Source organism: Pseudomonas sp. COR18, from assembly GCF_048568395.1.
Classification (GTDB): domain Bacteria; phylum Pseudomonadota; class Gammaproteobacteria; order Pseudomonadales; family Pseudomonadaceae; genus Aquipseudomonas; species Aquipseudomonas fuscovaginae_B.
Genome location: NZ_CP183808.1, coordinates 314,314 through 334,500, shown reverse-complemented (window position 1 = coordinate 334,500; position 20,187 = coordinate 314,314). Strand labels below are relative to the sequence as shown.

Annotated in this window: 13 protein-coding genes; 5 read left to right on the top strand and 8 right to left on the bottom strand. The window is 62.6% G+C overall.

What is annotated here, in order from left to right:
* Positions 1–43: 43 nt before the first annotated feature.
* From ACM62G_RS01510 to ACM62G_RS01480, 7 genes are all read right to left on the bottom strand, one after another.
* A complete protein-coding gene (locus ACM62G_RS01510) occupies positions 44–1,690 on the bottom strand; it encodes a BatD family protein (RefSeq protein WP_273820674.1) in 1,647 nt (548 codons plus the stop codon).
* A complete protein-coding gene (locus ACM62G_RS01505; RefSeq protein ID WP_419736577.1) occupies positions 1,690–3,453 on the bottom strand; it encodes a tetratricopeptide repeat protein in 1,764 nt (587 codons plus the stop codon). Before ACM62G_RS01505 ends, ACM62G_RS01510 begins: the two co-directional genes overlap by 1 nt.
* Entirely contained in the window at positions 3,450–4,526 is a 1,077-nt protein-coding gene (locus ACM62G_RS01500) for a vWA domain-containing protein (protein ID WP_054063803.1), read from the bottom strand. Before ACM62G_RS01500 ends, ACM62G_RS01505 begins: the two co-directional genes overlap by 4 nt.
* Complete coding sequence (locus ACM62G_RS01495) at positions 4,519–5,013, bottom strand: DUF4381 domain-containing protein (RefSeq protein ID WP_054063802.1); 495 nt, start codon at positions 5,011–5,013, stop codon at positions 4,519–4,521. Before ACM62G_RS01495 ends, ACM62G_RS01500 begins: the two co-directional genes overlap by 8 nt.
* A complete protein-coding gene (locus ACM62G_RS01490; protein ID WP_273820543.1) occupies positions 5,010–5,954 on the bottom strand; it encodes a DUF58 domain-containing protein in 945 nt (314 codons plus the stop codon). Before ACM62G_RS01490 ends, ACM62G_RS01495 begins: the two co-directional genes overlap by 4 nt.
* A gap of 8 nt (positions 5,955–5,962) precedes the next feature.
* Positions 5,963–6,922 (bottom strand): AAA family ATPase, encoded by a 960-nt coding sequence (locus ACM62G_RS01485; protein ID WP_054056598.1) that lies wholly within the window; start codon positions 6,920–6,922, stop codon positions 5,963–5,965.
* 178 nt (positions 6,923–7,100) lie between these two features.
* Positions 7,101–7,457, bottom strand: coding sequence for a hypothetical protein (locus ACM62G_RS01480; protein ID WP_054056597.1), 357 nt, complete (start codon positions 7,455–7,457; stop codon positions 7,101–7,103).
* A 329-nt stretch (positions 7,458–7,786) separates the two neighbouring features.
* On the opposite strand from ACM62G_RS01480, the gene ACM62G_RS01475 reads away from it, so the two are divergent.
* The 5 genes from ACM62G_RS01475 (at position 7,787) to ACM62G_RS01455 (ending at position 19,800) form a co-directional block, all read left to right on the top strand.
* Positions 7,787–8,689 (top strand): glycosyltransferase family 2 protein, encoded by a 903-nt coding sequence (locus tag ACM62G_RS01475; RefSeq protein WP_054056601.1) that lies wholly within the window; start codon positions 7,787–7,789, stop codon positions 8,687–8,689.
* A gap of 158 nt (positions 8,690–8,847) precedes the next feature.
* Positions 8,848–9,597 carry an ABC transporter permease gene (locus ACM62G_RS01470; RefSeq protein ID WP_419737588.1) on the top strand — a complete coding sequence of 250 codons (750 nt, stop codon included), beginning with the start codon at positions 8,848–8,850 and terminating at the stop codon, positions 9,595–9,597.
* The gene (locus ACM62G_RS01465; RefSeq protein ID WP_419736576.1) at positions 9,587–10,948 is read left to right on the top strand and encodes an ABC transporter ATP-binding protein; all 1,362 of its coding nucleotides are present in this window, start codon (positions 9,587–9,589) and stop codon (positions 10,946–10,948) included. The genes ACM62G_RS01470 and ACM62G_RS01465 overlap by 11 nt, the downstream gene beginning before the upstream one ends.
* Positions 10,949–10,963: 15 nt before the next feature.
* A complete protein-coding gene (locus tag ACM62G_RS01460) occupies positions 10,964–14,644 on the top strand; it encodes a rhamnan synthesis F family protein (protein ID WP_419736575.1) in 3,681 nt (1,226 codons plus the stop codon).
* Between the two features lie 299 nt (positions 14,645–14,943).
* Positions 14,944–19,800 carry an NAD-glutamate dehydrogenase gene (locus tag ACM62G_RS01455; RefSeq protein ID WP_419736574.1) on the top strand — a complete coding sequence of 1,619 codons (4,857 nt, stop codon included), beginning with the start codon at positions 14,944–14,946 and terminating at the stop codon, positions 19,798–19,800.
* 76 nt (positions 19,801–19,876) lie between these two features.
* Here the strand turns inward: ACM62G_RS01455 and ACM62G_RS01450 are convergent, their stop codons facing one another.
* Positions 19,877–20,140 carry a DUF4404 family protein gene (locus tag ACM62G_RS01450; RefSeq protein ID WP_054056593.1) on the bottom strand — a complete coding sequence of 88 codons (264 nt, stop codon included), beginning with the start codon at positions 20,138–20,140 and terminating at the stop codon, positions 19,877–19,879.
* Positions 20,141–20,187 lie beyond the last annotated feature (47 nt).

Genomic DNA, 20,187 nt, shown 5'->3' with positions numbered 1-20,187 from the left:
GCATTGGCGCCCCTTTACGCGTTGCCCCCTGTAGGAGCCGGGCTTACTTGGGGTACAGCGGCGGCAGCCCGCTGTCGCCGACCGGGGCCTGGACCCGTTCGGCCGCCGGGATGGCGCGAACCACCCGCCACAGTTCCTCGCCTTGCCAGTACTGGCCGGTCTCGCTGTACAACGCGCCATTCAGGCCGTCCAGGGCATCGGACAGCGGTACGAAGCGCGCGGCCATCTCGGCCAGGGTCTCCGGCTGCTGCCGGGCCCAGGCATCGAGCGCCTGGCGCGTGGCCTGGGGATCGTTGGCCAGGCAGGTGCGCTTGAGGTCGTCGAGCAGGGTCCGCGGGCTCGGTCCGGCCTGGGCGGCGCGGTGCACCGCCGGCTGCGAGCGGGCGCGCCACCACAGGCCGAAGCCGAGCAGGGTGGTGCAGGCCAGCAGCAGCGTGCTGAGCTTCCAGATCCACAGGCTCGCCGCGTCGGCGGCGATGTTCGCCGGTACGCTGTTGACCGGCGTATCCACCGCCAGGCTCGGGTTGTTCGTGACCTGCAGGCTGCGCGCCGGCAGGGTGGTGCGCTCCACGTGCTCTTCGTGGGTGTTCCACCAGACCACGGTGATCGCCGGCAGCTCAAAGGTGCCGCTGTGGGTCGGGACCAGGGCTTCACGTTCTTCGCGACTGCCGATCAGGCCGCGTTCGCTGTTCTGGTTGCTCAGTTGCGGCTGGTCCGGGTAGCGGCGCAGGCCGCTGATACTGGTGGCCGGCAGCGGTGGCAACTGGGCGCTGGACAGGCCTTCGGCCTTGAGGGTGAGGCTGCGGGTCAGCGAGTCGCCGACCTGGCTGTGGTCCGGCTCCGGGCTCCAGCTTTCGCCCAGGCTCAGGCTGCGCGCCGGCAGCCATGGTGCATCGGCGGGCCAGGCCGCCGGTTGCGGTTTGACGTCGAGGGTCATCTCGGCCGAACTGACGTGAATCAGCTTGCCGGGCTTGGGGCCGGCCGGTGTCTGGCCCTGATTCTGGCCCTGGCCGGTCTCCGCCAGGGTGGCGCTGAACACCAGCGCCGGAATCGCCAGCTTGCCGCTGTGCTGCGGGTAGATGGCATAGCGCAGCTCGATCACGCCATGGCGCACGCCGTTGATCAGCTTCTCGTAGGTGCGCGATTCGCCCAACTGCTCGATACGTGCATCGCCCAGTTGCAGCGGGCTGAGGTTGCTGTCGTCATACAGCGACACCGAATGGTAGATGCGCAGGGTCAGCACCGCCTGGGCCTGGACATAGACGCTGTCCTGGTCAAGGCTGGTTTCGATGAACACCGAGGCCAGGCTGTTGGCCGGTTCCTGCTGGTCGCTCTGCACCACCTGCAGGGTGATCGGCTGGCTCTGCAGTTCGCCCAGTTGCAAGGCGGGAATCACCACGTCGCCGCTGTGTCGTGGCAGCAGGGTGATGATCCAGCGGGTCGTCGCCTGCTTGTCGCCGCCCAGGGTGGTCAACTGGTTGACCTGGCGCGTGCCGCGCACTTCGAACTCGCCGGCCAGCGGCTCCAGGTCCGGCTTGCCGAACTGCGTGACATCCCGCGATTCCAGGGTCAGTTCCACCGATTCACCGGAATTCACGCGCGTGCGGTCGACGCTGGCGAGCAGCCCGTCGGCATGGGCCGGCAGGCTCCAGCAGAGCAGCCACAGCAAGAGGGCGGAAAAGCGGTTGATCATCGGGTCTTGTCCTGATGGAGCTGTTGTTCGTACCAGAATTTGCGCCTGAGCAGCTCGCCCGGATCGTCGGGGATCTGCCGCAGCCATTGTTCGAGGGCCTGGCGCTGTTCGCCCTCGATATTCTGCGCGGCGCTGCGCAGCGGTGGGCGGGTGGTCCGTTCGTCGTCCAGCTCGCTGCCCGGTACCTCATTATCACCTGTTGGCGCGGCCGAGGCATCGGTCGATGCAGTGTTCGGCGGCGGGTCCTGGGTCTGTGGCACGGCCTCGGCAGCCTGTGGCTGCGCGGGTGTGGCGCTGCTGGAGGAGGCGTCGTGCAGAGTGGAGGACGGCTCGCCGGTGGCGGCGGTTTCGTCGGGCTTGACCGGCTGGGGTTCGGAGCGGCTGCGTTGCTCTTCCAGTATCTGCTCCACCAGGGCCTTGTTTCTCAGCGCCGGGCGCAGGTCGGGCTGGCGTTCCAGGGCCTGTTCATAGGCGTCCAGAGCGGCCTCCAGCTCGCCGCCCTGGGCCAGGGCATTGCCGCGGTTGTAATGGGCGTTGGCATCGTCGCCTTCGGCGAACTTGCGGGCCGCTGCCGTATAGTCGCCGGCTTCGTAGAGCGCCAGGCCCTGCCATTGCGGGTCGTCGAAATGCCTGGCCGCCTCCAGCGGGCGCTGCTGCTCCAGTAGCCGCATGCCCTGTTGATCCGGACGCAGCCACAGGTCGGTGAATTCGAAGGCCTGGCTCGGTGGCGGGAACAGCAGCAACAGCGGCAGGCAGAACAGCCAGCCGCGCCGGCCGGCACAGGCGGCCAGCACCAGCAAGGGCAGCAGCAGCCAGTAGCCCTGGTCTTCCCAACTGTCGAGCTGGACGAGCTGGCCATCGTCGCGCAGATGCCGTGGCCCGTCGAGCAGGCCGAGGCCGCGCAGGTCGCTTTCGTCGACACGGCTCTGGCGATAGCGGCCGCCGACTTCCGTGGCGAAGGCCTTGAGGCCCGGGCTGTCGAGGCGCGGTATGCGGATCGCGCCCTGGGCATCCTTGAGGAAACCGCCATTCTCCTCGGCGACCGGGGCACCGTCGCGCGTACCGACACCGAGGATCAGCAGGCTGTGGGGCTGTTGCGCCAGGGCCTGGCGGATGCCTTCGCGTTCCTGTTCACTGAGGGACGAGCCGATCAGCAGCAGCCGTCCCTGGCCCTGGGCGCCGCGTTCGAGCAGGGTCAGCGCCTTGGCGACCGCGAGGTCGGCGCGATGGCCCGGTTCGGGCATGATCGATGGCTTCAGCGCATCCAGCAGGTTGCGGCTGGTGCCCATGTCATCGGACAGCGGCACCAGGGTGTGGGCGCTGCCGGCATAGACGATGATCGCCGTCTGCGCATCGCTGCGCGCGCGCATCAGGTCGAACAGCTTGCGCCGGGCCTGTTCCAGGCGGTTTGGTGCGATATCGGTGGCGAGCATGTCCGGGGTCAGCTCCAGCAGCACCACCAGCGGGTCCTGGGGCTTCTGGGTCGATTGCTCGATGCGCTGCCAGCTCGGGCCGAGCAGGGCCAGCAGGGCCAGGGCCCAGCCCAGGCCGAGGACCACCCACGGCAGCCGGCTCTCGCGACCGCTGCCGCCACCGAGCAGTACGCGATGGAAGGCCGGCGGCAGGATCATCTGCCAGCGTCCGGCCCGTTTCTGCCGATGCCAGAGCCGCCACAGCAACCAGCCGAGCAGGGGCAACAGCACCAGCCAGCCGGGGCGGAACCAGTGTGGCCAGAGGCCTGAGAGGAATTCGCCGCTCATCGGCGCCTCCGCAGGCGCAGGCGCTTGAGGCGTTCACGCCACTCGGGGTGCTGAGGGAGGAACTGGCGACGCGCCAGCCAGCGTTGCAGCAGGTTGTCCGGCCACTGCTCGCGGGCCACCAGCAGCAGGCTCAGGGCCAATGCCAGGGCCAGCGGCCAGTGATAGAGGGCGCGGGCGGGGCGGGCCTGGGTCGGTTGCTGGGCCACCGGTTCGAGTTTGTCCAGGGTGCTGCGGATGCTTTGCAGTTCCTGGCCGTCGCGGGCGCGGAAATACTGGCCACCGGTGACCTGGGCGATTTCCTTGAGGGCCGGTTCGTCGAGGTCCATGCTCGGGTTCAGTCCCAGCATCGACAGGCTGCCGCTCTGTTCCGGGTCGGCCCCGATGCCGATCGGGTAGATTTTCACCTGCTCCTCGGCCGCCAGGCGGGCCGCGGTGATCGGGTCGATCTGGCCGCCGTTGTTGGCGCCATCGGTCACCAGGATCAGCACCCGGCTTTGGGCCGGCCGCTGGCGCAGGCGCTTGAGGGCCAGGCCGATGGCATCGCCGATGGCGGTGTTCTTGCCGGCGATGCCGATCTTCGCTTCATCCAGCCAGACCCGCACGGTGCGCCGGTCGAAAGTCAGCGGCGCCTGGACGTAGGCCTTGCTGCCGAACAGGATCAGCCCGACCCGGTCGCCTTCGCGGCTTTCGAGAAAGTCGCCCAGCAGGTGCTGGACCAGGCTCAGGCGGCTGACGTCTTCACCTTGCCAGCGCATGTCGGGATATTCCATGGAGCCGGAGACGTCCACCGCGACCAGCAGGTCGCGGCCGCTGGCGGCGATCGGCAAGGGTTCGCCCAGCCACTGCGGGCGGGCGGCGGCGATCAACAGCAGCAGCCAGAGCAGCACGAAGCGCGCCTGCTGGCGCCAGCCGGGCAGGTTGAGGCGGGCACGACGGCGGGCCAGGGTTTCGAGATCGGCAAGAAAACTGACCTTCAGCGCCGCCTCGCCGCTGTCGGCCACCGGCAGCACCAGCCGCAGCAGCCAGGGCAGCGGGAACAGGGCGAAGATCCACGGCCAGGCGAACTCAAACATGCTTGCGGATCCAGGTGTCGATGGCCTGGTTCAGGCCGGCGATGGCCTTGTCGTCGAGCTTGCACTCGGGTTTGTAGGCGCCCTCCACCAGCACCATCCAGCGCGTCAGGCCGGCGGCCGGGCAGCGGTTGTCGAGGAAGGCCAGCCACTGGCGGCCATTGAGCGTATGACTCTGGCTGCCCGGATAGTGGTTGCGGCACAGGCGCTTGAGCAGCCCGTTGAGTTGCTGCAGCCAGGCGCCGGCCGGAGCGCCGTCGTAGGGTTTGGGCAGGCGCGCGAGCTCCTCCAGCGCGGCCAGCCGTAACGGATCCAGCGGCTGTTCGGCACGCGGCAGCGGACGTCGGGCCAGCAGCCAGCGCCGCAGGTACCAGAGGCCGACGCCCAGCAGCGGCATCGCCAGCATCAGCAGCCACCAGCCCGGTGCTGGCGGCCAGAAACCCTGTACCGGTGGGGTGATCAGCGGTTGCAACTGGTCCAGGCCGCTCATGACGGTTTTCCCGGCCGTTGCGGGTTGAGGTACTCGCGCAACTGCTCGACCATTTCGCCCTGGGTGCTCAGGGGCATCAACAGCACCCGCAGCTTCTGCGCCAGCAGTTCCCAGCGGGCGGCCCGCGCGTCGCCCTGGGCACGATAGGCCTGGCGCAGTTCCGGGCTCAGCGTGTCGAGCTCCAGCAGCGCGCCACGGTCGGCGAAGCGCAGCAGGCCGGCGGCGGGCAGGGCGTGGTCGAGCGGGTCGGACACCGGCAGCAGCAACAGGTCGCAATGACGCGACAGCAGGCTCAACTGACGTTCGGCGGCATCGGTCAGCGCGCGCTCGTCGCAGATCACGATCACCAGGCTGCCCGGGCGCAGCACTTCCCGCGCACGGATCAGCGCCTGGCCCAGGGTATCCTGGCCGGCGGCGACGTCGGTGTGCAGCGAATGGTTGACCCGCACCAGCCGGTTGAGCAGTTGCAACAGGCTCTGCTTGCTGCGCCGCGGCTTGATTTCATAGTGCTCGTTGTCGCCGTAGACCAGCCCGCCGACCCGGTCGTTATGACCCAGCGCGGCCCAGCCGATCAGGCTGGCGGCCTGGGCGGCGAGCACCGATTTGAACATCTGCCCGGAGCCGAAGAACAATTGCCGGCTCTGCTCGACGAGGATGAAAATCGGTCGCTCGCGCTCCTCGTGGAACAGCTTGGTATGCGGTTCCTGGGTTCGCGCGGTGACCCGCCAGTCGATGGTGCGCACGTCGTCGCCGGCCTGGTAGACCCGCACCTGGTCGAAGTCCACACCACGGCCGCGCAGTTTCGAATGGTGCAGGCCGATCAGCGGGCTGCGCTGGCTCGGCGTCGAGAACAGCCGTACTTCGCGCACGCGATGACGCATCTCGATCAACTCGGCGAGAGTGGTACGGATGCCGGGCTCGGCGGGTAGCGGGGTGATCATTGTCGGGGTCAGGCGACGGCGACGACGTCGAGAATCCGCTGGACGACCCGATCCTGGTCGATCCCCGCCGCCTCGGCTTCGAACGACAGGATGATGCGGTGGCGCAGTACATCGAACAGCACCGCCTGGATATCTTCCGGGCTGACGAAGTCGCGTCCGGCCATCCAGGCGTGGGCGCGGGCGCAGCGGTCGAGGGCGATCGAGCCGCGGGGGCTGGCGCCGTAGGCGATCCACTCGGCCATTTCCGCGTCGAACTTGGCCGGGCTGCGGGTCGCCATCACCAGTTGGACCAGGTATTCCTCCACGGCGTCGGCCATGTACAGGCCGAGGATTTCCTTGCGCGCGGCGAAGATCGCCTGCTGGCTGACCCGGCGTTCGGGCTTGGCCTCGCCGTTGAGCGCTTCACCGCGGGCCTGCTGCAGGATCCGCCGTTCGACGGCGGCATCCGGGAAGCCGATCTTGACGTGCATCAGGAAACGGTCGAGCTGGGCTTCCGGCAATGGATAGGTGCCCTCCTGCTCGATCGGGTTCTGGGTCGCCATCACCAGGAACAGTGGCGACAGGTCATAGGTGCTGCGTCCAACGCTGACCTGGCGCTCGGCCATGGCTTCGAGCAGCGCCGACTGGACCTTGGCCGGGGCCCGGTTGATCTCGTCGGCCAGCACCAGGTTGTGGAAGATCGGCCCCTGCTGGAACACGAAGCTGCCGGTTTCGGGCCGATAGATCTCGGTACCGGTGATGTCGGCGGGCAGCAGGTCGGGCGTGAACTGGATGCGATGGAACTGCGCTTCGATGCCTTCGGCCAGCTCCTTGATTGCCTTGGTCTTGGCCAGGCCGGGGGCGCCCTCGACCAGCATGTGGCCGTCGGCCAGCAGGGCGATCAGCAGGCGCTCGATGAGCTTTTCCTGGCCGAGAATCTGCGCTGAGAGAAAGGTTCGCAGCGCCAGCAGCGCTTCACGATGTTCCATCGATGAGTGTTCCTGGAGAGGGGGGCGACGGCATGCGGATAAATGTCGTCGCCGGGGGCGTTACTTTAATCCATCGAGGGTCGTGGCGACTAACGGACAACGGGATTTTTCTGATTTTTCGGGAAAAATCCTGCGTTGTTGAGAGTCATTTCTCACGGATGCAGCGCACCTGCGCTTTTCAGCCCAGTTCGCTGACGTAGGTGCCGGTACCTTCCAGGATGTTCCTGAGGGTCTGCTCGATCTCGGCCAGTTCCGCGGCGTCGGTGCGGTGCAGGATTTCCAGGTGGTCCGCGCCATTGAGCGCATCGGCGTCGCCCGGTGCGACTTCGATCAGCAGGCGGGTGGCGCCGAAGGTGACCTTGACCCCGTCCAGGGTCGACGGTTCGCCGTCCAGGGTGATTTCCAGCTCGTCCTCGTCCGGGTAGCGGGTCATCAGGAACATCTCGCCCTTGTCACTGTGGCAGCAGAGCATGGCCATGTTGTCTTCTTCATCGTCGCAGGGGTTGGCGATGAGGTGGGCGGTACTGAACGGCATGGGCTGGTGTCCTGTGGGGAGCGGGGGAGAGGCGATATTTTGCCTGTATCCGCAATATTTTTCAGGAACCGATGGCGACGGCCCGGCAATCGCCTCGCGGTTTCGCTTCGCCGACCGCCAGGAGGCATTATGTAGGAAGTGTCTTAGTTCTAACTTCACTCATTCCATTTTGTGTTCAGAGTTCTCGTATAGACCTGTCATTTCTGACAGTAGACGATGTGCGACGAAGTCTTGATAATCATCGCCAAGCCGAGTTCCTGCGTTGTCCGGTTCAAGATTTTCCCGAAAATCTTCTACGGAGGAATAAGGTCTTGAAAGTCTCGATCCTGATGTGTACCTACAATGGCCAGCGATTTCTGGCCGAGCAGATCAACTCCTTTGAACGCCAGAGTCATTGCAACTGGAGCCTGGCGGTATCCGATGATGGCTCCAGTGATGCCACACTGGAAATAGTCGACAGTTGTACCGGTGATTGGCCAGCAGGACGGCTGAAGGTCTTTTCCGGTCCGCGCAAGGGCTTTGTCGCCAACTTCCTGTCATTGACCTTTCGTCCCGAAGTTCAGGCGGATTTCTATGCCTGGTCGGATCAGGACGATATCTGGAACGAAGACAAGCTCGAAACCGCGCTGATGTGGTTGCAGAGTGTACCCGGGCATGTGCCGGCGCTGTATTGCGGGCGTACCCAACTGATTTCGGAGTTGGGGATCGGCACCGGCCGATCCCCGCGTTTCTCGCTGCCGCCGGATTTTGCCAATGCCCTGGTCCAGAGCATCGGCGGCGGCAACACCATGGTGTTCAACCATGCCGCACGCGAACTGCTGCGCGAAGCGGGGGCCGATGTCCGCATTCCTTCCCATGACTGGTGGGCCTACCAACTGGTGTCCGGGGCCCGGAACGGGGTGGTTTTCTACGACCCACAGCCCAAGACGCTCTATCGCCAGCACAAGGCCAATCTGGTCGGCAGCAATGCCGGGTGGCTGGCCCGGCTCTATCGGATCCGCATGCTGATCCATGGTCGTTTCCATGAGTGGAACCGGCAGAACATCAGGGCTCTGGAGTTGATGAGCCATCGACTGGACCAGCAAAACATCGAATTGCTTTCGGCATTCAAGAATGCCCGTGAGCTGCCGCTTTGGCATCGAATATCCGGTATCAGGCGGTGCGGTGTCTATCGGCAGACACTGGGCGGCAATCTTGGATTGCTGTTTGCAGCGCTGCTCCGAAAGATCTGATTTTCTAAAAATTTTCAGTTTTCTACTGCCTGTTCATTGGAAACGGTGAGAGGCGATTGCGTCATTTTTTCTTCAGAGGTGCTGATTGAATGTATGAACTCACGAACGAATCGAGTGATATGTCGAGAGGGATCTGGCGCCATCGAAGTCTCATTCTGATGTTGGCGCGGCGTGACATTATCGGGCGCTATCGCGGGTCGATATTGGGAGTTGTCTGGTCGCTTATATATCCGCTATTGATGCTGGCTATCTACTCTTTTGTCTTTGGTGGGATATTCAAGTCGCACTGGGGAGCGGGTGACAGTTCGCCGTTGGAGTTCGCCCTGGTGCTGTTTCTAGGGCTGATAGTTTTCAACTTGTTCTCCGAATCCGTCAGCCGTGCGCCGGGAGTGATCTCGGCTCATGCCAGCTATGTCAGGAAAATCGTTTTTCCGCTGGAGATTCTGCCGGTGGTGCTGCTGTTGGGAGCGATGTTTCAGTTTCTGGTCAACCTGGGGGTCTGGCTGGTGTTCTGCGCGTTGTTTTTCCGGGTTCCGCCTCTCACGACCGTGCTGTTGCCCGTGGCGATTCTGCCGTTGCTGCTGTTCACCCTGGGAGTCTGCTGGGTATTGGCATCACTGGGGGCTTATCTGCGCGATATCGGTCATCTGGTCGGGGTGCTGGTGACCGCGCTGCTGTTCCTCTCTCCGATTTTCTATCCCGTCACGGCCCTGCCCGAGCGTTTCCAATACTTCATGACGCTCAATCCCCTGGCTCAGGTGATCGAGAACACCCGGCAGGTTTGCATCTGGAGCCGCTTGCCGGACCCCGGAGTCTGGTGCCTGTCATTGCTGGTCGGGGCGCTGGTGGCTTGGCTTGGTCTGAGATTTTTCCAGAAAACGCGTGGGGGATTTGCCGATGTCCTCTGATATTGCCATCGCTGCCGAAGGGCTCTGCAAGTGCTACCCGATCTACAACAAACCCAGCGATCGGCTGTTGCAGATGCTGTTTCAGCGGCACCAGTCCCGTTGTCGGGAGTTCTGGGCCCTGAACGGAGTGTCGTTCGAAATGAAGAAGGGAGAGTCCCTCGGCATCATCGGTCGCAACGGCTCTGGCAAATCGACCCTGCTGCAACTGATTTGCGGGACCCTGGCGCCGACGTCGGGAAGCCTGCGTGTCCAGGGGCGGGTGGCGGCTTTGCTGGAGCTGGGTGCCGGTTTCAATGCCGAGTTCACCGGCCGCGAAAATATCTACATGTCGGCTGCGCTATACGGGTTGAGTGTCGAGCAGATCAATCAGCGCTTTTCCGCCATTGCAGCCTTTGCCGATATCGGCGGTTTCATGGAACAGCCGGTCAAGACCTATTCGAGTGGGATGTATGTGCGTCTGGCGTTTGCGGTCGTCGCTCATGTCGACGCCGATATTCTGGTGATCGACGAGGCGCTTTCGGTGGGGGATGCCTATTTCGCACAGAAATGCATGCGTTTTATCCGTCAGTTCAAGGAAAGGCATTCGCTGATTTTTGTCAGTCACGACACCGCTTCGGTGATCAATCTCTGTGACCGGGTGCTGTGGCTGGACCAGGGACATCCAAGGGAGCTGGGAGAGGCGCGATGGGTGTGTGAGCGTTATCTGAACGACCTGTTCCACACTGTGGGTGGCGATCATCCGATCAGTGCCGGGCAATCTCGGCCTCGGCATGCCAGTGCAACGAAGCGTCACGGTCAGGCTGCTCTGGAGTGGCGCGATCAGCGTGCAGACTATATCAATTCGAGTAACCTCAGGAATGACCTTGAGGTATTCCGCTTCGATCCGCAGACTCCTGGCGCATTCGGCGGGGAAGAAGCCCGCATCACCGAGGTGCGGCTGACCGATTCCACTGGCGCCGGGCTGACCTGGGTACTGGGCGGAGAGCGGGTCAACCTCAGAATCGAGGCCCAGACATCGGTTTTTCTCGATCGTCCCATCATCGGCTTCTTCGTCAAGGATCGTCTGGGGCAGACGCTGTTTGGCGACAACACCTACATCAGTCAACTGGGCAACATCCGCACCGCACAGGCGGGGTCGACATTGACTGCGGAGTTCGAGTTTTTCATGCCTTGGCTGGCCAAGGGCGACTACGTCATTCAGGTCGCTATCGCCAATGGCGAACAGCATGACCACAAGCAGTTGCACTGGTGCCACGAGGGCCTGCTCATAAGGTCGCACCACGATCCGGTGTCGACCGGAATCATTGGCATTCCCTTTCTTAATATAAGCCTCAGCGTCGATCGCTACTGAGCATCAAGGAAACCCATGCACCCATCGGCCATGCTTCACGGCAGAAATTTCATCGAGTCGATCCAATACCCGGACAACCGACGGGTCAGGATAGTTGAAGTGGGCTCCCAGGATGTGAATGGGTCGCTCAGGGCATTCATACCTGAAACCTATCACTACACTGGCTGTGATTTTGTTGAAGGCAGCAATGTCGACCTGGTCCTGGAGGATCCCTATTGTCTACCCTTTGCCGACGACTCTGTCGACGTGGTGATCGCCAGTTCCTGTTTCGAGCACTCCGACATGTTCTGGCTATTGTTCTTGGAGATTCTCAGGGTATTGAAGGACGATGGCCTGTTTTACCTGAACACCCCCAGCAACGGTTATGTTCATCGTCACCCGGTGGACAGTTGGCGTTTCTACCCGGATTCGGGCCGCTCGCTGGTGCAGTGGGGACAGCGAAATGGTTACTCGCCAGTACTGATTGAATCCTTCATCGGTGCTCAGATGGGAAACCGTCCCGAACAGCGCTGGAGTGATTATGTGGGCGTATTCGGCAAGACTACGGCCAGCGTTTCGCATCTCGGTTTTCGCCTTTCGGAAAAGTCCGGACAGGTCAGGCATTTGCAGCGCTACGGAGTCGATGTTTGGCAAGCCGAGCCCAGTGAACCTGAGGATCTGTTGAATATCCTCGGGCTGGAGCAGGCCAACGCCACCCTGAACGGACAGGTCAGCGGGTTGCAGGGGCAATGTGTCGACCTGGGACGGCGAATCGGCGGTCTGGAGCAGGCCAACGAAGTCCTGCGCAGTCGTGTTTCTCAACTGAAAGGCTTGCATGATGCGTTGCTGGCTTCCAGGTCCTGGCGCCTGACGGCACCCTTGCGCAGGGTCAAGCAATGGCTATCGGGATCCAGCATTACGTTCAGACGCCGGTTATTGAAGACGTTGCGCTCGCTGGGGCGTTCTGCCTATCACCGCGCACCTGCCCTGATACGACCATTCCTGTTCCGGGTCGCGTTCAGGCTCTTCGGCGAGCACCTGTTGCGTGGACCCGGGCCTGTCATGACCGGTTTGCCGAGAGAGCCTGTGTGTAGCCTGGACTATCGGGAGTTAGTGGAGCGCACGCGGGCTGCTCCGATGCTCCGGGGGCAGAGTGTCGCGGTGGTGATTCATGTTTTTTATCCGGATGTCTTCCAGGAGATGGCAACTTATTTTCACCATTTGGGTGATGAGTGCCACTTTTACATCTCGGTTGCGGATGAGGCGGGTCGAACCCAGGTAATGCAGACGCTGCGGCATCAGGGAATCGAACGCTATGAACTGACGATCTGTCGGAACCGTGGGCGAAACTTTGCCCCCTGGCTGGTGGAGTACCGCGAGCAGATCCGCACTCACGACCTGATGTTGCATCTGCATACCAAGAAGTCGCTACGAACTGGAGAGGACCAGCAGGCCTGGCGGACTCACCTGTTCGATTGCCTGCTTGGCAGCCCAACGGTTGTCGAACTGATCCGAGGGATCTATCGGGATCGACCGCAAGCAGGTGTTATCGCTCCCGAAACCTATGAGCGAGGAGCCAGCTACTGGTTTCATCACTGGTTATCCGTAGGGCACTTGTTACCGGGATTTTTCTCCCGATTGGGCATTGATCACTATCCACGACGTGGCCTAATCGACTTTCCGGTGGGTGGCATGTTCTGGGCACGTGTTGATGCCCTGCGGCCTTTGTTGGCGGTTGAATGGACGTACGACGATTTTGAGGTCGAGCCGGCCGCAGACGATGGTACATTGCCCCACCTGATCGAGCGTGCCATCGGGGTCATCGCGGAGCACTCCGGCTACATCTATGGCGAGATCAATCCGCAGGCCGGGCGATTTCTGTGGGGAGCGGGTAGCAAGCTGTTGAGTCATTACCTGGTTACCAGTAGGCGGATCAGTGATGCCGGTGGGTTCCCGGTAGTGTCTTTCGACTTCTTCGATACGCTGTTCTCCAGGGTTTCGGTATCACCCGAGGATGTTCAGCATTACATCGGTTTTGAGCTGGAGCAGCGTTTGGGGGCACCTGTCGCTCAGGGCTTCTATGCCGTTCGAAGGGCGGCAGAGGCGCGAGCTCGCGAGCTCTCGAAAACCGGCGATGTCAGGTTGTCGGATATCTACGATTGTTTTTCCCTGTTCGGCTGGGGCGCGGCGTGCTCCAGGACAGCCATGGTTCTGGAACTGGAAATCGAGAGGCGCTGCCTGGTTCCGCGTCAGGCGGTGGTGGATGTGCTGGTCCGGCTGAAGCGCCAGGGTAAGCGGGTAATCATTGTCAGTGACAGTTATTTCGAACGTACCTTTCTCCTGGACGTGTTGAAACGCTTCGCGGTCATGGACTGTGTCGATGAAGTGTACGTGTCCTGTGAGGTTGGGCGTCGCAAGGATCGTGGTGACATCTGGCCTTATCTGATCGGTATCGAGGGCGTTTCCATCCGGCATATCGGTGACAACGAGCAGTCGGACATCCAGCAGGCATTGCGCAATGGTTTGTCGCCGGTGGGGATCTTGAATCCGGCCGTATTGGCCCAGGAGCGCGGACTCAGGCTACCGCCCGGTTGGCGTGAGGCCGAGCATGATTGGCGTGATGGCATCCTTCTGGGGCCGGCGGTTCAGGTGATAGCCAATGACCCATTACTGGAGGAGGGTTTCAGGCCTCTTGTCCTGAACAGCCTGGTCGATGTCGGGTGTCTGGTCTACGGCCCGCTGGTCATGAGCTTTCTGAATTGGCTGGATAAAAAACTGGTTGCCGGACGCTATGAGCGCGTGTTGTTCCTGGCCAGGGACGGCTTCTACCTCAAGGAGCTTTTCAATCGGTATTATTCCAGCGTGTACAGGGAAAGAACCGAGTACTTCTTTTGCTCGCGGCAATCTTTACTTGCCGTGTTATGGGCAGGGGGTATCCTCGTCGAGGATTTGCTCAGCGGTGGACATTTCCGCGGCAGCATGAGCGCCTTGCTGAAGGCCAGGTTGGGTTTCGAAACCTCGGATAGTGGTGACCTCATTGTTCTGCCGGGCGATGAGGCTCGCGTTCGGCAGTATGTATCGGCGCATCGTGAGGCCATCGCCCATTACTGTGCGGGGCAAAGGCTGGCGTTCACCCATTACCTGGACAGGCTGGGCATCCATTCCGGGGGACGCTATGCGGTGATCGACCTGGGGTACGCCGGCACCATTCAGTATCGCTTGCAGAGGATTCTTCAATGCCCGCTGGATGGCTTCTACATGGTTACGAATAAGGCCGCTCAGCAAGTTGTCGACGGGGGAGGGCGGATCCACGGCTTTTTCAATGATGCTCTCGGCCTGGACAGGTCCATACAGCCGGTCGAAGCTCACAGCCTGGCGCTGGAGGCGGTTTTTTCCGCTCCTCATGGGCAAGTGACCGGCTACGTCCCGGCAGGTATCGTTTTCTCTGACAGGAATCAGTCGGCGCAGACCCTGGCTCAGGCCTTGCAGGAAGGTATTGGCAGGTATTTTTCCATGCTGCTCGATGCCTATGGTGAATCGGTGCTGGATGTGGATTTTTCTCCGTTGACGGCGCAATACCCCTTCGAGTTGATGATCAGCGGCGGTATCGTTCTGCCCGAAAAGTTCTCCCGCCAATTTACGGTCGAGGATGATTTTTGCGGTAATGGCGAGTTGAACGTCTCGCAATTCCTGGGGTTGCGTGTTTCTGTGTCTTGACGCTGGTATACCTGTCAATGTCCGAATATGTCGCAGCGTTGCAAGAACGCCTGTCGGCCCTCTCGTTAAGCTTCGCAACGGATAGTTTTTCCCCGGCCCCGGCCTGTAAAACCGGCGGTGGCCGTGGAAGAGGCTAATCTTCGAACGTGGATGTGACCCCTGGGTCGCGATCAGCATCATCAACCTGTCACTGTGCACTGCCCAAGCTACACCTGCCCAGTGATGAAGGCCCCCCTTTTGCGGGGGAAACTCGCGACGCTTCTCTCTATATAAAACAAAGCCCAAGCGGAGTACCACAGATGGCGTTCTTCACCGCAGCCAGCAAGGCCGACTTCCAGCATCAACTGCAAGCGGCACTGGCGCAGCACATCAGCGAGCAGGCACTGCCACAAGTGGCGCTGTTTGCTGAACAGTTCTTCGGCATCATTTCCCTGGACGAACTGACCCAGCGTCGACTCTCCGATCTCGCCGGCTGCACCCTCTCAGCCTGGCGCCTGCTCGAACGCTTCGACCACGCCCAGTCCCAAGTACGGGTCTACAACCCGGACTATGAACGCCATGGCTGGCAATCGACCCACACCGCCGTGGAAGTCCTGCACCACGACCTGCCGTTCCTGGTGGACTCGGTACGCACCGAACTCAACCGCCGCGGCTACAGCATCCATACCCTGCAGACCACCGTGCTCAGCGTGCGTCGTGGCAGCAAGGGCGAATTGCTGGAGATTCTGCCAAAGGGTACCCAGGGCGAAGGGATTCTCAACGAATCGCTGATGTACCTGGAGATCGACCGTTGCGCCAACGCCGCCGAGCTGAACGTGCTGTCCAAGGAGCTGGAGCAGGTGCTGGCGGAAGTCCGGGTCGCGGTCGCCGACTTCGAGCCGATGAAGGCCAAGGTCCAGGAGCTGATCCAGGGCATCGACAACAGCCAGTTCGCCATCGCCGCCGATGAGAAGGCCGAAATCAAGAGCTTCCTCGAATGGCTGGTGAACAACCACTTCACCTTCCTCGGCTACGAGGAGTTCGTGGTCCACGGCGACCAGGACGGCGGTCACATCGAGTATGACCCCAATTCCTTCCTCGGCCTGACCAAGCTGCTGCGCGCCGGCCTCACCGCCGAAGACCTGCGCATCGAGGACTACGCCGTCGCCTACCTGGCCGAACCGACCCCGCTGTCGTTCGCCAAGGCCGCGCACCCAAGCCGTGTACACCGTCCGGCCTATCCGGATTTCGTCTCCGTGCGGATGATCGACGCCAACGGCAAGGTGATCAAGGAATGCCGCTTCCTCGGTCTCTACACCTCCTCGGTCTATGGCGAGAGCGTGCGGGTGATCCCGTACATCCGTCGCAAGGTCGAGGAAATCGAACGCCGTTCCGGCTTCCAGTCCAAGGCCCACCTGGGCAAGGAACTGGCCCAGGTACTCGAAGTGCTGCCGCGCGACGACCTGTTCCAGACCCCGGTGGACGAGCTGTTCAGCACCGTGATGTCGATCGTGCAGATCCAGGAGCGCAACAAGATCCGCGTGTTCCTGCGCAAGGACCCGTACGGCCGCTTCTGCTACTGCCTGGCCTATGTGCCGCGTGACATCTATTCCACCGAAGTGCGCCAGAAGATCCAGCAGGTGCTGATGGATCGCCTGAAGGCCAGCGACTGCGAGTTCTGGACCTTCTTCTCCGAATCCGTGCTGGCCCGTGTGCAACTGATCCTGCGGGTCGACCCGAAGAACCGCCTGGACATCGATCCGGTGCTGCTGGAGAAGGAAGTGATCCAGGCCTGCCGCAGCTGGCAGGACGATTACGCCAGCCTGGTGGTCGAGAGCTTCGGCGAGGCCCATGGCACCAACGTGCTGACCGACTTCCCGAAAGGTTTCCCGGCCGGTTATCGCGAGCGTTTCGCCGCGCACTCGGCGGTGGTCGACATGCAGCACCTGCTGAGCCTGACCGAAGCCAACCCTCTGGTCATGAGCTTCTACCAGCCGCTGGGCCAGGTCGGTCAGCGTGAGCTGCATTGCAAGCTCTACCACGCCGATACCCCGCTGGCGCTGTCCGACGTGCTGCCGATCCTGGAGAACCTCGGCCTGCGCGTGCTGGGCGAGTTCCCCTACCGCCTGCGCCACAGCAACGGTCGCGAGTTCTGGATCCATGACTTCGCCTTCAGCGCCGCCGAAGGCCTGGACCTGGATATCCAGCAGCTCAATGACACCCTGCAGGACGCCTTCGTCCACATCGTTCGTGGCGATGTCGAGAACGACGCGTTCAACCGCCTGGTGCTGACCGCCGGCCTGCCATGGCGCGACGTGGCGCTGTTGCGTGCCTACGCCCGCTACCTCAAGCAGATCCGCCTGGGCTTCGACCTCGGCTACATCGCCAGCACCCTGAACAACCACACCGATATCGCCCGCGAGTTGACCCGGTTGTTCAAGACCCGTTTCTACCTGGCCCGCAAGCTCAGCGCCGAAGACCTCGACGATAAGCAGCAGCGCCTGGAGCAGGCGATCCTGACCGCGCTGGACGACGTCCAGGTGCTGAACGAAGACCGCATCCTGCGTCGCTACCTCGACCTGATCAAGGCGACCCTGCGGACCAACTTCTACCAGACCGACGCCAACGGCCAGAACAAGTCGTACTTCAGCTTCAAGTTCAACCCGCACGCGATCCCCGAGCTGCCCAAGCCGGTGCCGAAATTCGAGATCTTCGTCTATTCGCCACGGGTCGAGGGTGTGCACCTGCGTTTCGGCAACGTCGCCCGCGGCGGCCTGCGCTGGTCGGACCGCGAGGAAGACTTCCGTACCGAAGTACTGGGCCTGGTAAAAGCCCAGCAGGTGAAGAACTCGGTGATCGTGCCGGTGGGCGCCAAGGGCGGCTTCCTGCCACGTCGCCTGCCGCTGGGCGGCAGCCGTGACGAGATCGCGGCCGAAGGCATCGCCTGCTACCGCATCTTCATCTCCGGCCTGCTGGACATCACCGACAACCTGAAGGACGGCGCGCTGGTGCCGCCGGCCAACGTCGTGCGGCATGACGACGATGACCCGTACCTGGTGGTGGCGGCGGACAAGGGCACCGCGACTTTCTCCGACATCGCCAACGGGATCGCCATCGACTACGGCTTCTGGCTGGGCGATGCCTTCGCTTCCGGTGGCTCGGCCGGTTACGACCACAAGAAGATGGGCATCACCGCCAAGGGCGCATGGGTCGGCGTGCAGCGTCACTTCCGCGAGCGTGGCATCAACGTCCAGGAAGACAGCGTGACCGTGGTCGGCATCGGCGACATGGCCGGCGACGTGTTCGGCAACGGCCTGCTGATGTCCGACAAGCTCAAGCTGGTCGCTGCGTTCAACCACCTGCACATCTTCATCGACCCGAACCCGGAGCCGGCGGCCAGCTTCGCCGAGCGCAAGCGCCTGTTCGACCTGCCGCGTTCGGCCTGGTCGGACTACGACACCAGCATTATGTCCGAGGGCGGCGGTATCTTCTCGCGTAGCGCGAAGAGCATCACCATCACCCCGCAGATGAAAGAGCGCTTCGACATCAGCGCCGACAAGCTGACCCCGACCGAACTGCTCAACGCCTTGCTCAAGGCGCCGGTGGACCTGTTGTGGAACGGCGGTATCGGCACCTACGTCAAGGCCAGCAGCGAAAGCCACGCCGATGTCGGCGACAAGGCCAACGACGCCCTGCGGGTGAACGGCAACGAACTGCGCTGCAAGGTGGTGGGCGAGGGCGGCAACCTGGGCATGACCCAGCTCGGTCGCGTCGAGTTCGGCCTCAATGGCGGCGGCTCCAACACCGACTTCATCGACAACGCCGGTGGCGTGGACTGCTCCGACCACGAGGTGAATATCAAGATCCTGCTCAACGAAGTGGTGCAGGCCGGCGATATGACCGAGAAGCAGCGCAATCAACTGCTGGGCAGCATGACCGACGAAGTCGGCGGCCTGGTGCTGGGCAACAACTACAAGCAGACCCAGGCCCTGTCCCTGGCAGCGCGGCGTGCCTACGACCGCATCGCCGAGTACAAGCGCCTGATGAGCGACCTGGAAGGCCGTGGCAAGCTGGACCGTGCCATCGAGTTCCTGCCGTCGGAAGAGCAGATGGCCGAACGCGTTGCCGCCGGCCAGGGCCTGACCCGTGCCGAGCTGTCGGTACTGATCTCCTACAGCAAGATCGACCTCAAGGCCGCGCTGCTCGACTCCAAGGTACCGGATGACGACTACCTGACCCGCGACATGGAAACCGCGTTCCCACCGATGCTGGTGAGCAAGTTCGCCGATGCCATGCGCCGTCACCGCCTCAAGCGCGAGATCGTCAGCACCCAGATCGCCAACGACCTGGTCAACCACATGGGCATCACCTTCGTGCAGCGCCTGAAGGAGTCCACCGGCATGAGCCCGGCGAACGTCGCCGGTGCCTACGTGATCGTGCGGGACATCTTCCACCTGCCGCACTGGTTCCGTCAGATCGAGGCCCTGGACTACAAGGTCGCGGCCGAGACCCAGCTGGAACTGATGGACGAGCTGATGCGCCTGGGCCGTCGTGCCACCCGCTGGTTCCTGCGCAGCCGTCGCAACGAGCAGGACGCCGCCCGTGACGTCGCGCACTTCGGTCCGCACCTGGCGGCGTTGGGCCTCAAGCTCGACGAACTGCTGGAAGGTCCGACCCGTGAAGTCTGGCAGACCCGCTACCAGGCCTACGTCAAGGCTGGCGTACCGGAACTGCTGGCGCGTATGGTGGCCGGCACCACGCACCTGTACACCCTGTTGCCGATCATCGAAGCTGCCGACGTCACCGGTCACGACGCTGCCGAAGTGGCCAAGGCCTACTTCGCGGTGGGCAGTGCCCTGGACCTGACCTGGTACTCCCAGCAGATCAGCGACCTGCGCGTGGCCAACAACTGGCAGGCCCAGGCCCGCGAGGCGTTCCGCGACGATGTCGACTGGCAGCAGCGTGCGATCACCATCTCGGTGCTCAAGCTGGCCGATGCGCCGCAGGACATGGAGGCCCGTGTGGCCCTGTGGCTGGAGCAGAACGCGAGCATGGCCGATCGCTGGCGTGCGATGCTGGTGGAAATCCGTGCCGCCAGCGGCACCGACTACGCCATGTACGCGGTCGCCAACCGTGAGCTGATGGACCTGGCCCTGAGTGGTCAATCAGGGCTGTGATAGCCTGAAACAAGCTGTCATCAAAAAGCCCCGGCTCGTGAGAGTCGGGGCTTTTTTTTCGGGTTCGGGTGGAGGGTCAGATACCGATATCGCCCAGGGTCCGCACGATATTGCGCAGGGTGCCGGCAATGGTCGGGTGTTCGAGTTCGAAGCGCTCGACCGCCAGGTTCACCCCGTCGGCCAGGTTGGTGTCCTGGGTTGCGCTTTCCAGTTGCAACTGCAGTGCGATCTGCTGCATCAGGTCCTGCAGATGGGCGCGCTCGGCCTCGGACAGCGGCGGGTTCTGTTCAAGTTGCTCGCGCAGGGTGTCGAGTTGTTCTTGCAGTTCGCGGGCAGGCATGGTGGTTTCCTTCTATGGATAGTCTCTGGCATAGACCTTCGTGACGC

Excerpts from the sequence above, each read along its gene's own strand:
- ACM62G_RS01450 (WP_054056593.1), bottom strand. The coding sequence starts at position 20,140 with ATGCCTGCCCGCGAACTGCAAGAACAACTCGACACCCTGCGCGAGCAA.
- ACM62G_RS01480 (WP_054056597.1), bottom strand. The coding sequence starts at position 7,457 with ATGCCGTTCAGTACCGCCCACCTCATCGCCAACCCCTGCGACGATGAA.
- ACM62G_RS01490 (WP_273820543.1), bottom strand. The coding sequence starts at position 5,954 with ATGATCACCCCGCTACCCGCCGAGCCCGGCATCCGTACCACTCTCGCC.
- ACM62G_RS01460 (WP_419736575.1), top strand. The coding sequence starts at position 10,964 with ATGCACCCATCGGCCATGCTTCACGGCAGAAATTTCATCGAGTCGATC.
- ACM62G_RS01505 (WP_419736577.1), bottom strand. The coding sequence starts at position 3,453 with ATGAGCGGCGAATTCCTCTCAGGCCTCTGGCCACACTGGTTCCGCCCC.
- ACM62G_RS01495 (WP_054063802.1), bottom strand. The coding sequence starts at position 5,013 with ATGAGCGGCCTGGACCAGTTGCAACCGCTGATCACCCCACCGGTACAG.
- ACM62G_RS01465 (WP_419736576.1), top strand. The coding sequence starts at position 9,587 with ATGTCCTCTGATATTGCCATCGCTGCCGAAGGGCTCTGCAAGTGCTAC.
- ACM62G_RS01470 (WP_419737588.1), top strand. The coding sequence starts at position 8,848 with ATGTTGGCGCGGCGTGACATTATCGGGCGCTATCGCGGGTCGATATTG.
- ACM62G_RS01475 (WP_054056601.1), top strand. The coding sequence starts at position 7,787 with ATGTGTACCTACAATGGCCAGCGATTTCTGGCCGAGCAGATCAACTCC.
- ACM62G_RS01455 (WP_419736574.1), top strand. The coding sequence starts at position 14,944 with ATGGCGTTCTTCACCGCAGCCAGCAAGGCCGACTTCCAGCATCAACTG.
- ACM62G_RS01485 (WP_054056598.1), bottom strand. The coding sequence starts at position 6,922 with ATGGAACATCGTGAAGCGCTGCTGGCGCTGCGAACCTTTCTCTCAGCG.
- ACM62G_RS01500 (WP_054063803.1), bottom strand. The coding sequence starts at position 4,526 with ATGTTTGAGTTCGCCTGGCCGTGGATCTTCGCCCTGTTCCCGCTGCCC.